We start from the raw sequence: 12,509 nt of genomic DNA on the forward strand, positions 1-12,509 counted from the left end.
TTCTCCCTCTCCCCACTTGTGGGGAGAGGGCAGGGGAGAGGGGCAGTGTTCGGGAGATGAGGCTTTTGACTGCCCCTCTCCCCGACCCTCTCCCCGCTGGCGGGGAGAGGGAGACTTGTTCACACCCCGGATCTGGTGCCGGGTAGCGCTACGGCGAAATCCACCTTGCGCATCGTCTGCATCATCTCGCCGTCCCACTCGGCCGGGCAGGGGATCGAGCCGATCGCCCAGCCCATGATGTCGACGTCCTGCTCCTCCAGCAGCCGCTCGAACCATGCGAGCTGGTCTTCGCTCCAGCCGGCGTGATGCGCGTCGAAGAAGCCGCCGATCATGAAATCGGCTTCGCGGGTGCCGCGGTGCCAGGCGCGGAAGCGGGTGCGCTTCAGGCGGGTGTCTTGATCCATGCGGGCTCCAACGGCAGATGGCCGGCCGCGGTTTCGCGCGGTCGGCTGCGAATTCGAACACCGTTCGTCCTGAGCTTGTCGAAGCATGTATTCCGCGGCACGGGCTTCGACAGGCTCAGCCCGAACGGGTAGGGCTGACAACCAGATAGTCATGCGACCCGATATCCTCAATCCGCTGTTCGCCGAAGTCACCGCGTTAAAAGGGGTGGGGGCGACGCTCGCCAAGCCGCTCGACCGGTTGGGCCTCGCGCGTGTTGTAGACGTGGCTTTTCACCTGCCGAGCGGGTGGATCGATCGCCTGCCGCGTGACGAGCTGATGATGCAGGACGCCGGCCGGACGATTGCGATCACGCTGATCCCCCGCGACATTCGCGTGTCCTCCTCCCCACGCGGGCCGACGCGGGTGCAAGCGACCGACGCGTTGGGGAACTATGTCAGCCTCGTCTATTTCGGTCGGTCGAGCGGCATGGTGCGTAAGCTCTACACGGTTGGCGAAGCCGTGCGCATTTCCGGCAAGCTGGAGATGTATGGGCAGGAGCTGCAGATCATCCACCCCGAGGTCATCGACGGCGAGGACGCGTTTCGCGAGCGGGAAGCGATCTATCCTTTGTCGGAAGGGATCACCTCCCGCCGGGTTGCGGGGCTGGTTGCGCAGGCGATCGAGCGTGCGCCCGAGCTGCCCGAGTGGATCGAGCCGGGCCTGCTGGCGCAGCGAGATTGGCCCGCGTGGAAGGACGCGCTGGCGCGCATCCACGCCGATCCGTCCGATGCGGTGGCGCGGGCGAGGATCGCTTATGACGAGGTGTTCGCCAACCAGCTGGCGCTGGCGCTGGTGCGGCAGGATACGCGGAAGCGGCGCGGACGGGGGCTGCGCGGGGATGGACGACTTCGCGATCGGCTGAACTTACCATATGCGCTGACGGGGGCGCAGGCGCGGACGGTTCGCGAGATAGAAGGCGATCTGGCGCAGGACGCGCCGATGCTGCGGCTGCTGCAAGGTGATGTGGGGTCTGGCAAGACTTTGGTCGCGGCGCTGGCGCTGCTGATCGCGGTGGAAGCGGGCGCCCAGGGGGCCTTGTTGGCACCGACAGAGATCCTCGCGCGACAGCATTATGAGACATTGCGCGAGACGCTGGCGGGCCTGCCGATCAACATCGCGGTGCTGACCGGGCGCGACAAGGGGCGGGCGCGGGAGGGCGTGCTGATGGGGCTGGCGGATGGCTCGATCGATGTGCTGATCGGGACGCATGCGATCTTCCAGGAGGCGGTGACCTATCGCGATCTGGGGCTGGTGGTGGTGGACGAGCAGCATCGCTTCGGCGTCGCCGAGCGGTTGGCGCTGTCAGCCAAGGGCAAGACCACGCCGCATCTGCTGGCGATGACCGCGACGCCGATCCCGCGCACGCTCGTCCTCGCGCAGCATGGGGAGATGGACCAGAGCCGGCTCGATGAAATGCCGCCGGGGCGCGAGCCGGTGGAGACTTTGGTGATCAGCGAAGAGCGGCTGGACGAGGTGGTCAATGCACTCGGCCGACATCTCGCGGACGGCAAGCAGGCCTATTGGGTGTGCCCGCTGGTGGAGGAGAGCGAGAAGAGCGATCTTGCCGCGGCGGAGGCGCGGGCGACGGCGCTGGCGGCGCGGTTCGGGGATCGTGTCGGGTTAGTGCACGGCAAGATGCGCGGGCCGGAGAAGGATGCGGTGATGGCGCGCTTCTCCGCCGGCGAGCTTGGCGTGCTGGTGGCGACGACGGTGATCGAGGTGGGCGTCAACGTGCCCAATGCGACGCTGATCGTGATCGAACATGCCGATCGCTTCGGGCTGGCGCAGCTCCACCAGTTGCGCGGGCGCGTGGGGCGCGGCGGGGGGCAGTCGCGCTGCCTGCTGATGCGCGGCGGATCGCTGAGCGAGACGTCGCGGGCAAGGCTGGCGCTGATGCGCGAGACCAACGACGGGTTCCGGATCGCGGAGGAGGACCTGCGGCTGCGCGGCGGGGGCGAGTTGCTGGGCACGCGGCAGTCGGGCGAGGCGGCGTTCCGGCTGGCGACGCCGGAGCTGCTCGGCGAGCTGCTGCCGATCGCGGCGGACGATGCGCGGCTGCTGATCGATCGCGACGGCGGGCTGGCGGGGGCGCGGGGGCAGGCGGCGCGAGTGGCGCTGTATCTGTTCGAGCGGGATGCGGGCGTGGCGCTGCTGCGGTCCGGGTGATAGCCACGCCGGCATGAATGCGCTGCTGCCGATGCTGTTCGCCGTATTTGCCGGGCTGTGCGTGGCGGTGCAGTCGCCGACCAACGCGATGCTGGCGCGATCGACCGGATCGGTGTGGTTCGCCTCTTTGGTGTCGTTCACCGGCGGGGTGAGTTTGTTGCTGGCGATCTGGGCGCTGTTCGACCGGACGCCGGTGGCGGCGATCCGCAACGCGCCGCCTTGGGCGTGGGTGGGCGGGCTGTATGGCGTCGTGTTCGTGGCGGCGGTGGCTTATGCCACGCCACGGCTGGGGCTGGCGGTGACGCTGACCGTGACGCTGGCGGCACAATTATCGATGGCGGTGGTGCTGGATCACTTCGGACTGCTGGGGTTGAAGCAGGAGCCGGTGAGCGTGACGCGGCTGGCGGGATTGGCGCTGGTAGTGGCGGGGGTTTTCTTGGTGCGGCGGTGACGTTCGACAGTCAGTACGATCAACTTGGCGGCATACCTTCTTGCGCGCGCTTGCGCGCGCCGAAGCTGACAGCCAGACTGACCCATAACGATCAATCGATGACGAGTTTCGCGCATGAAGAGGGCAGTTTCCGCCGGGCTGATCGGGGTGGCGCTCGCGGCTGCCGCGGTTTCGGCTCAGGAGGTTGGGTCGGACCCAGAACCGACGCCGGTCGAGTGTCATCACACCATTATGGCGCGCGCCGTTCCGATTTCTGGCGGGCCCTATCGGCTGGCAAATGTCTATTGCCCGCCCCGCTTGAACTCTTCTACGTCGATGTCCGCGCCTGCCCTCTCGCCGGACGGGCGCCACTATCTGGTTTCTGGCTATAAGCGACTGTGGATCGGGTCGATCGGATCATCCACCCTACCACGCATGATCGAGACGCGAGAGGGCATCGCTAGCCTCGGTTACAGCAACGTGCCGCCATTCGCATGGGCGCAGGATTCGAAAACCGTTCTAGGGGTAAGGCGAGATACGGTTGAGCCGAGCGGCTTTGCGCGTGGCCCGCTTTCTCCGATCGCTATCCCGATCGAGGGAGAGCCATACTCTTTGCGCCCGATGACGTATCCGGCAGGAGGCCTCGACGGCGTCTTCTGGGTTGGGAATAGCGGGCTGGCCGTGGCGGAGTTTGGTACGAAAGGGGGCTATTACCGGCCCGAACACGATGATCCGACACCAACGCTCGGCATCATCAATGCGCGCCGTGGCAAGGTGTTGCAGGCTGTGCCCCTGCCGCTTGCGCTTGGGACGAAACCCCGGACGTTGGTCGGCCTCATCGACGCGAGGCTGGATCGGCGCGGGAAGGTGCATGCGGTGTTCAAGGTCAGCGACGATCGCTGGTTCGAGTGGCGACAAGGCATGCCCTTGCGGGAGATGCGGCTAGAAATTGGTCCGCGTGGTTCCGCGAAATTTGCGTTGTCCCCGGATCTGAAACGCATTCTGATTATGGCAGGACTGAGCGCGAAGGGCTGGATTTGCGAGCATTACAACCCACCACCCCGCAGACCTGAATGTGAGAAGCGAACGCCCCAGAGCGGTACAGTCGCAGCCCTGTGGGATATTGAAACGGGTCGCAAATTGTGGAGCATCGACGGTACGGCTTATGGCTTTTCGAGTAGCTGGAAGCCCGCGATCAGCCCCGATGGACGTCTCGCGCTGGTCTCGATGCCACCGGACAAGACGTCGCGTGAAGACACGATCGCGCTTATCTCAATGAGCGACGGACGCGAGATCCAACGGTTCAACAAACCGGAATCGTTTGATTTTGATCTGAGGTTCGGCCGCGATAGTCGGTCGTTCTCGATCGTCGGCAATCTTGCGATCATCGACTACAAGCTTTCCGAGTAACGCCGAGGGTCGCTTGGCGGTGAGAGGGGCGGGTTACCCCGCCACGAGCAACCCGTGGTTCTTCTTGCCCGCCGACACGCGCACCGGCTCCGCGCCGACCGCTACCGTCGCGGTCTCATCGGTCACTTTGTCCACGCCCACGCGCGCGCCGCCCTGCTTGATCAGGCGGCGGGCCTCGCCCTTCGAGGCGCAGAAGCCGAGGCCGACCAGCACGTCGACCAGCGGCACCTCGCCGTTCGCCGCGAACGTTGGCAGCGCGTCGCCGCTCGTGCCTTCCTCGAAGGTGCGGCGCGCGGTTTCTGCTGCCTGCTCCGCCGCCTCGCGGCCGCGGCACATGGCGGTGGCTTCGTTGGCGAGGATCTTCTTCGCCTCGTTGATCTCGGCGCCTTCCAGCGCCTCCAGCCGGGCGATCTCGTCGAGCGGCAGGTCGGTGTAGAGGCGCAGGAAGCGGCCGACGTCGCGGTCGTCGGTGTTGCGCCAGAATTGCCAGTAATCGAAGTGCGGCAGTTGGTCCTCGTGAAGCCACACCGCGCCGGCGACGGTCTTGCCCATCTTGGTGCCGTCGGCGGTGGTGAGCAGCGGGGTCGTCACGCCGAACACCTCGGTGCCGTCCATGCGGCGGGCGAGCTCGATGCCGTTGACGATATTGCCCCATTGATCGCTGCCGCCCATCTGCAGCCGCACGCCATGGCGCAGCGCGAGCTCGCGGAAGTCATAGGCCTGCAGGATCATGTAGTTGAATTCGAGGAAGCTGAGCGATTGCTCGCGATCGAGCCGGAGCTTCACCGAATCGAACGAGAGCATGCGGTTGACCGAGAAATGCTGGCCGACCTCGCGCAGGAAGGGGATGTATTCGAGCTTGTCGAGCCAGTCGGCATTGTCGACCATGACCGCGTCGGTCGGGCCGTCTCCGAAGGTCAGGAAACGTTCGAAGATGCGGCGGATCGAGGCGACGTTGTCGGCGATGCGATCCGTGGTGAGGAGCTGGCGCGATTCCTCCTTGAAGCTCGGGTCGCCGATCTTGCCGGTGCCGCCGCCCATCAGGACGATCGGCTTGTGGCCGGTCTCCTGGAGGCGGCGCAGCAGCATGATCTGGACGAGGCTGCCGACGTGGAGCGAGGGCGCGGTGGGATCGAAGCCGATATAGCCCGGCACCACCTGCTTCGTGGCCAGCGCATCGAGGGCGGCGGCGTCGGTCGTCTGGTGGATGTAGCCGCGATCGGTGAGAACGCGGAGGAGATCGGACTGATGGTCGGTCATGATGCGGGCGGCGTTACACGCCAAACCTGCCTGAGCAAAGCTTGGGGAGCGTGACCGTTCGGCGCAGGTGAGTGGTGGAGTGGCTGGCTACGGGGCGCGCTTCCGCCGAGCCAGCCGCTTCACCAGCTTCGCTGGCTCCTTTCCATCAATGATGGGGAGGATTGGAGGTCAGCGGCGCGGGAGTTGGGAGGCAGGGTCCACCGGAGTTCGGCCCTTGCGCAGTTCGAAATGGAGTTCGGGACGATCGGCGAATCCGGTGTCGCCGGACAGAGCGATCGTCTGCCCCTTCTTCACTGCCTGGCCGCGTTGCACCATCAGTTTGGACGCGTGGCCGTAGACGCTAGTCCAGTTCTCGCCATGGCGCACGATTATAAGGCCGCCGAGCGCGGCGATCCCATCACCAACATACGCCACGGTGCCGTCTGCCGCCGCCTTTACCGGCGTTTCGATCGGTGCGGCGATCTTGATGCCGTTGTTCCGTTCCCCGCTCGCCCCCGCACCGAAGCGGCTGACGATCCGCCCCTCCACGGGCCAGATGAAGCGACCTGGGCTCGAACTCGGCGCGACGACTGCGGCCGTGGCCGGCAGCACGCGGCGGGCCGTCGCGACTGGCCTCACCGGCGCCTGATTCTCGGCGATCGCCGGCTCGCCGCCGGTCAGGATGTCATCGATATCGAGCTGGAAGGCAGCCGCGCGTTCGGCTGCGCTGGGCATGGCAGCATCACCGGGGATCAGGATACGCTGGCCGGTGCGCAGAATATATGGCTCATCGAGATCGTTGGCGGCGACGATGTTCGACCATTGCACACCATAAGCGCGGGCGATCGCGATGCCCGTCTGGCCGGAGCGGACGAGATGATAGCGGCCGCCGGGAATGCGCAGCCGCTGGCCGGCGTAGATGACAAAGGGGGCGGACAGGCCGTTGGTGCGAGCGATCGCTTCCGATCCTGCGCCGGTTCGCTCGGCAATGGCGCGCAGCGAATCGCCTGAGCGGACCAGGTAGCTCTGCTCGGCGACCTCGCGCGCATCTGCCACCGCGCCGCGCGACTCCCAGGCGGGGGGCGGGGCGGGCAGCTGATCCACATCCTCCGCCGGCCGCTGACCATCCTCGAACGGTGGCCGAGCCCCCGACGGATCGGACCGGGGCGGCGCAGGCCGCGCCGGGCGCTCCACCGACGGGATGCATCCCGCCAGCGCGATTGCGAGCGGCAGCGCAAGCGGGATCCTGTTCGTCATGATCGGCGCATCAGCCCCAGGATTACCGCGGCTCCAGCCGGTTCAGGCCGCCGAGATATGGCTGAAGCGCTGCCGGCACCGCTACCGAGCCGTCCTCCTGCTGGTAGTTCTCCAGGATGGCGACGATCGTGCGGCCGATCACCAGGCCCGACCCGTTCAGCGTATGAACGAAGCGGGTCGCCTTCTCCGCATCCGGACGAAAGCGGGCGTTCATACGGCGCGCCTGAAAGTCGGTGCAGGTCGAGCAGGACGATACTTCGCGATAGCGATCCTGCCCCGGCAGCCACACCTCGATGTCGAAGGTACGCGCGGCGGAAAAGCCCATGTCGCCGGTGCACAGCTTCATGCGGCGGAACGGCAACTCCAGCCGGGTCAGCACATCCTCGGCAGCGGCCGTCATCCGCTCATGCTCCGCTTCGGACTGATCGGGCTCTACGATCGAGACCATCTCGGCCTTGTCGAACTGATGCTGGCGGATGAAGCCGCGCGTGTCGCGGCCGGCCGCGCCTGCTTCCGAACGGAAGCAGGGGGTGAGCGCGGTGAATCGCAGCGGCAGATCGGTGGCGGACAGGATCTTCTCGCGCACGATGTTGGTCAGGCTGACCTCGCTGGTCGGGATCAACCAGCGGCCGTCGGTGGTGCGGAACAGATCCTCCGCAAACTTGGGAAGCTGCCCGGTGCCGAACATCGTTTCGTCCCGCACCAGCAGTGGCGGGATCACTTCTTCATAGCCATAGTCGCGCGTCAGCACGTCCAGCCCGAACTGGCCAAGCGCGCGGGCGAGCTTCGCGACATGGCCGCGCACCAGGGTGAAGCGAGCGCCCGACAGCAGCGCGCCGGTTTCGAAATCGAGTCCCATGGCCGGGCCGATCGCGTCATGCTCGCGGATCGGAAAGTCGAATGACGGGCGCTGGCCGCGTTCATGGATCAGCTGATTGTCGTCCTCGTCTGCACCGTCCGGCACGTCGGCGAGCGGAAGGTTCGGCAGAGTGGCGAGCAGGCTGTCAAGCTCCCCGCCAAGCCGGGCCTCCTCGGTTTCCAGCTCGGGCAGGCGCTGTTTCAGCGTCGCGACTTCGGCCATCAGCGCGGCGGCCGTTTCCTCGTCCTTCTTCGCCTTGGCGGCACCGATCGCCTTTGACGCCTCGTTGCGACGGGCCTGGCCGACCTGAAGCTCGGTCACCACCTCGCGGCGGCGGCGGTCGAGATCAAGGATCGTCGCTGCATCCGATGGTTTGCCACGGCGCGCCATGGCTGCGTCAAAAGCGGCGGGATCATCTCGGATCAGGCGAAGGTCTAGCATGGCGCGGGCTATGCCGGGCGTCGCGAGGGGAGGCAACCCGTGCGGGCGGCGGCGCGTTGGTCGAACAACACGGCATGCAAGGAGGTACCAACATGCAAGTCCCGCACAATTCCGTCGTTCTGGTGGCGGACGGCCGCAAGCTGCTGTTCCTGCGCAACGAGGGCGACGATGTGCATCCGAACCTGACGGTGGAACATGCCGAGGAGCGGCCCAACCCGTCGGACCTGGATCAGAAGACCGACAAGGCCGGCAGTGCCTCCTCCACCCAGTCGGGCCCGGGAGCGCCTTCCATCGCCCGCAATGGATCGAATCACGCGCAAGGTGGCGGTGCGCAGTTCGCGCCATCGCGCGGTACACTGGGAGAGACGGACTTCCACCAGTTGGAAGAAGACCGCTTCGCGGCCGACGCCGCGGAACTGCTGAAGACGCGTGCGCTGTCCAACGATTATGAAAAGCTGATCGTGGTCGCGCCGCCCAAGACGCTTGGGGAATTGCGCAAGCATTACCACAAGGAAGTGAGTGATCGTCTCGCCGGCGAGCTTTCCAAGGATCTGACCGGCCACCCGATCCCGGACATCGAACAGGCACTGCTGAACGCCTGATCCGGGCAGCCGCGCGCCGCTTGTTCGGCGCGCGGTCGCCTTTCACATTTGGTCAGGCCTTGGTTGAAGCCTTTTTGGCAAAGCGGAAACGGGCGACGAGACCGGCGGCCGCCGCACCGAACAGGATCATCATCGGCGGCGCAGGCACCGGCGAAGGGTTCCCGCTGCTGTTGCCGCCGTGGCCGCCATTGGACGACCAGCCACCGTTCGACGACCAGTGGCCACCGTTCGAGCTCCAGCCCTGGGACGATGAGCCATAGGAGGAGCTAGACGTCGACGACGACGTGGAGGTGGACGATGAGGTCGACGAGCCGCCGGTGGAGGTGGATGTCGATGATCCTCCCGTGGAGGTGGAGGAGCCACCCGTCGACGTCGAGGTGGAGGATCCCCCGGTCGAGGTCGAGGACCCGCCAGTTGAGGTGGACGAGCCTCCCGTGGAGGTGGACGAACCACCCGTCGACGTGGAGCCGCCGCTTGAACTCGAGGTAGACGAGATCACGATCCCGCTCGACCCGCTGACACCGCCCGAGCCGCCGAAGAAGCCACCGGCAAAGAAGCCGCCGCCGCCAATGCCGCTACGGCCCCAGCCGCTGCTGACCACGGGTGCCACGTCGGCACCGCGGCTCGCCACCAGTGGCGCAACGGGCAATGGCACGGGAACAGGGGCGGCCGGCGCTGCCACGGTCACCACGCGCGGCGCGCAGGCAGCAGGAGCCGCGGCTACGCGGCGTACAACCGTGCGACGCGGCGGTGTGTGCCGGACAACGCGCCGCGGCGTCACCTTTGCCACCTTTGTATAGGAAGTACGCGCCTTCTGCGTTTCGGCGACATGCACCGCACCGCCGCCGATCACCGCTCCCCCAACGGTGCATGCGCACAGTTTCGCCAAAGCCATCCGCACCGACATGATGTCACTCTTCCATTCCTGAGCCGCACTAGAGCGGCCCGCCTGTTCTTTTCAGCGTCTGCTTGCCGCCAACGTGCAGAACAAACTCTTAAACTCAACCGGAATGACCATCGTGCCACGGGTTTTTCGTTATGGATAACTCGCAGGTCCACCGTTTCTTGCTTAACGTGCCATGGCGGGACATGTTGAAACGATCGATCCGTTCACGACCGCGCAATGCCCGATCGATTACCCACTTTTCCACGCTCGCGAATGCTTGTGAGTTTCCCGGCCCGCGTTTATAGGCGCGCCACGGGGCCCTTGGGGAACAGCGACACCCTGACGCGGGCGGGGAGACGGGTTGATGGCGACGGCTTACAATCGCGTGGATGAGATAAGTCCCAAAGATCTCGGGGCTGCGAACGACGACGGTTACCGTCCGCATCCGGACGAGCCTTTCATGAACGCTCGGCAGCAGGAATATTTCCGTGCCAAGCTTTTGGCGTGGAAGGACGCGATCCTGCGGGAATCGCTGGGTACCTTGTCACAATTGCAGCTCGATTCATTGCGGGAATCAGATCTCAATGATCGCGCCTCGAGCGAGACGGACTGGTCGATCGAACTGCGCACGCGCGATCGGCAGCGCAAGCTGATCGGCAAGATCGAGGCGGCGCTGCGCCGCATCGATGAGGGCGAATATGGCTATTGCGAGGTGACTGGCGAGCCGATCAGCCTTGGCCGGCTGGAGGCGCGTCCGATCGCGACCATGACCGTCGAGGCGCAGGAGCGCCACGAGCGGAACGAGAAGATCTCTCGCGAGGATTGATCGCGCCTGGCCGGTCGGCAGGGCTCGTTCGTAATTCGACAAGATTTGAGACGTACTTTGACGAGCATGGACTCTGCCGCCAGCGTATTCCTGGATCCGAAATCCACTGGCCCGGACGATCGCGGCCGCGACAGTCTGTCACTGCTGGCTCGCCTGAAGGTCTTGGGGGCGGACGCAACGTTCACCGTGCGGGTCCGCAATCTTTCCAGTGGCGGGTTGATGGCCGAGCTGCCCGAGCCGGTGACGCCAGATTCGGCGGTGCAGATCGAACTGGGCGAACTGGGCTGGCTGGAGGGCCGCGTGGCTTGGCAGACGGAGGGACGGGCAGGCATCGCCTTTGACACCGCCATCGATCCGCAACGGGTGCACAAGTCCGCCGGGCAGCAGCAGCGGACGCCCGACCTCCCGGCCCATCATTCGCTCGGTTTTCCGGATAGCGACAAGGTTTAAGCCTTTGCGCGTCTTGCGGGCTGGACGCGCGGACCCTGTTTGTGCCAATGCCCGCTTCCGATCACGCGGGTGTGGCGGAATTGGTAGACGCAGCGGACTCAAAAAGTGGTTTGTCTACCAATCCACAGAAAAACACGATGAATTGAAAACGTCGTGTTTTCAGGGGTTTGAGAAGGAAGGAAAAGTGGCTGGCGATATTCGGTTTTCGCTCTAGGTGCAGTATAGGTGCAGAGAGCGTCGGCTAGAATCGGCGGCAAATGTGCGGGTGTGGTGGAACTGGTAGACGCGCCGGATTCAAAATCCGGTTCCGAAAGGAGTGTCGGTTCGATTCCGACCACCCGCACCATTCTTAAATCAGGTCAAACTCAGCAGGCTATCGCGGCGGACCGGCGGCGGTGGGTCGTTCGCGTTCGACGGAGACCTGCCGGGTATCAATCGTGCGATATGAGCCCCGCGAGAAGCGGCGCGTAGGCGGCGAGCCTGCGGGATACGAACTCAGTGAAGAGCCGCACGCGCTTCGTCTTGCGCGTCTCCCCCTGTGTGAGAAGCCAGAGCGTCCCGTGCATGGGCAGGTCGGTGCCCGGCACTCTCACCAATAGAGCGTCGGCATCGCCGACGAAGCACGGCAGTTTCGTCATCCCGATCCCTTGCTGCGCGGCTACGATCTGCGTCTCGGCGTCCGGCGTCCTGAACGGAACTCCCGTGGTGTGAACCTCTCCCTCGCGCGCCCAGACCGGGAGTCCATGATTGTCTATGACGATCCACCGCATGGGATCCGGCGCGCCCGCACGCCACGCGGCTAGTCGATCGCGAGACATGTAGACGCCGCTGAACAGCTCCGGTCCCTTCAGGCCGTGAAGATTGAGCGGCAGGGTCTTGCGGTCGGCGACAATCCGGATCGCGACGTCGGCCTCTCGGTTGGTCAGGTTTGCAAGCTCGCCGGACGACGAGATCTCCATCTCGATGTCAGGATGCATACGCGCGAAGTCGGCGAGATCCGGCATGAGCAGGTGTGTGGCGACGAACGGTGGAAGCGTCACCCGCAAAAGCCCGCGCGCGCTCTGGTCACGACCGAAGACGCGCGTCTCCAGCCGGTTCGACGACGCTTCCATCTGCTCCGCGAGTTCGAGGACCTCCTCGCCCGCTTCCGTCAACCGGTAGCCCGAAGGCAGCTTTTCGAACATCTGCGCCCCCAGGCGTCCCTCAAGCTGGGCGATGCGTCGCAACACCGTCGCGTGGTTCACCCCCAGGTGCTTGGCGGCGGCGCGCACTGAGCCTCCGCGCGCGGCGGCAAGAAAGTAGCGAACGTCATCCCAGTCGATCATGGTGCATTTCCGCGCCGCGTGGCGCGGCTTCCGAAGTTCATTCTAACACAGTAAGCTAGAGGGCGCGCGATCGTCGTGGCGCTTTATGGGCTAGCCGGATCGTTTTCGCACCACCGATGTGCGCGATTCCGCACTCACCGCCTACCTCCGGCGAACCCATGTTGTGGGTCTGGG

The 12,509-nt window shown here is 65.4% G+C and carries 12 protein-coding genes and 1 tRNA gene; 8 read left to right on the forward strand and 5 right to left on the reverse strand.

The annotated features are described in order from the left end of the window. Nucleotides 1–119 precede the first annotated feature (119 nt). Nucleotides 120–404 carry an FAD assembly factor SdhE gene (locus tag BMX36_RS02745; protein WP_066782188.1) on the reverse strand — a complete coding sequence of 95 codons (285 nt, stop codon included), beginning with the start codon at nucleotides 402–404 and terminating at the stop codon, nucleotides 120–122. A 151-nt stretch (nucleotides 405–555) separates the two neighbouring features. Between BMX36_RS02745 and recG the strand changes: the two genes are divergently transcribed. The 3 genes from recG (at nucleotide 556) to BMX36_RS22020 (ending at nucleotide 4,450) form a co-directional block, all read left to right on the forward strand. Next, a complete protein-coding gene (gene recG / locus BMX36_RS02750) occupies nucleotides 556–2,610 on the forward strand; it encodes an ATP-dependent DNA helicase RecG (RefSeq protein WP_093063605.1) in 2,055 nt (684 codons plus the stop codon). Nucleotides 2,611–2,623: 13 nt separating this feature from the next. Then, nucleotides 2,624–3,061 (forward strand): DMT family transporter, encoded by a 438-nt coding sequence (locus tag BMX36_RS02755; RefSeq protein ID WP_093065168.1) that lies wholly within the window; start codon nucleotides 2,624–2,626, stop codon nucleotides 3,059–3,061. A 114-nt stretch (nucleotides 3,062–3,175) separates the two neighbouring features. Then, complete coding sequence (locus tag BMX36_RS22020) at nucleotides 3,176–4,450, forward strand: hypothetical protein (RefSeq protein ID WP_256210632.1); 1,275 nt, start codon at nucleotides 3,176–3,178, stop codon at nucleotides 4,448–4,450. Between the two features lie 33 nt (nucleotides 4,451–4,483). Here BMX36_RS22020 and tyrS read toward each other — a convergent pair whose 3' ends face one another. From tyrS to serS, 3 genes are all read right to left on the reverse strand, one after another. Further along, entirely contained in the window at nucleotides 4,484–5,710 is a 1,227-nt protein-coding gene (gene tyrS / locus BMX36_RS02765) for a tyrosine--tRNA ligase (protein WP_093063607.1), read from the reverse strand. 168 nt (nucleotides 5,711–5,878) lie between these two features. Next, a complete protein-coding gene (locus tag BMX36_RS02770; RefSeq protein WP_093063608.1) occupies nucleotides 5,879–6,946 on the reverse strand; it encodes a M23 family metallopeptidase in 1,068 nt (355 codons plus the stop codon). 22 nt (nucleotides 6,947–6,968) lie between these two features. Next, the gene (serS, locus tag BMX36_RS02775; RefSeq protein ID WP_093063609.1) at nucleotides 6,969–8,246 is read right to left on the reverse strand and encodes a serine--tRNA ligase; all 1,278 of its coding nucleotides are present in this window, start codon (nucleotides 8,244–8,246) and stop codon (nucleotides 6,969–6,971) included. Nucleotides 8,247–8,338: 92 nt separating this feature from the next. Here serS and BMX36_RS02780 point away from each other — a divergent pair, with 92 nt between their 5' ends. The 5 genes from BMX36_RS02780 to BMX36_RS02805 all read left to right on the forward strand — a co-directional run bounded on the left by BMX36_RS02780 (nucleotide 8,339) and on the right by BMX36_RS02805 (nucleotide 11,356). Continuing rightward, the gene (locus BMX36_RS02780) at nucleotides 8,339–8,848 is read left to right on the forward strand and encodes a host attachment family protein (RefSeq protein WP_093063610.1); all 510 of its coding nucleotides are present in this window, start codon (nucleotides 8,339–8,341) and stop codon (nucleotides 8,846–8,848) included. Between the two features lie 284 nt (nucleotides 8,849–9,132). Next, nucleotides 9,133–9,648 (forward strand): hypothetical protein, encoded by a 516-nt coding sequence (locus tag BMX36_RS21580; RefSeq protein ID WP_177179003.1) that lies wholly within the window; start codon nucleotides 9,133–9,135, stop codon nucleotides 9,646–9,648. A 450-nt stretch (nucleotides 9,649–10,098) separates the two neighbouring features. Next, a complete protein-coding gene (gene dksA, locus BMX36_RS02795; RefSeq protein WP_066782179.1) occupies nucleotides 10,099–10,560 on the forward strand; it encodes an RNA polymerase-binding protein DksA in 462 nt (153 codons plus the stop codon). A 66-nt stretch (nucleotides 10,561–10,626) separates the two neighbouring features. Then, entirely contained in the window at nucleotides 10,627–11,010 is a 384-nt protein-coding gene (locus BMX36_RS02800) for a PilZ domain-containing protein (RefSeq protein ID WP_093063612.1), read from the forward strand. 261 nt (nucleotides 11,011–11,271) lie between these two features. After that, nucleotides 11,272–11,356: transfer RNA gene (locus tag BMX36_RS02805), tRNA-Leu, on the forward strand. 85 nt (nucleotides 11,357–11,441) lie between these two features. Here the strand turns inward: BMX36_RS02805 and BMX36_RS02810 are convergent. Then, entirely contained in the window at nucleotides 11,442–12,335 is an 894-nt protein-coding gene (locus BMX36_RS02810; protein WP_052818860.1) for a LysR family transcriptional regulator, read from the reverse strand. Between the last annotated feature and the right edge of the window lie 174 nt (nucleotides 12,336–12,509).

The sequence above is a fragment of the Sphingomonas sp. OV641 genome (assembly GCF_900109205.1).
Classification (GTDB): domain Bacteria; phylum Pseudomonadota; class Alphaproteobacteria; order Sphingomonadales; family Sphingomonadaceae; genus Sphingomonas.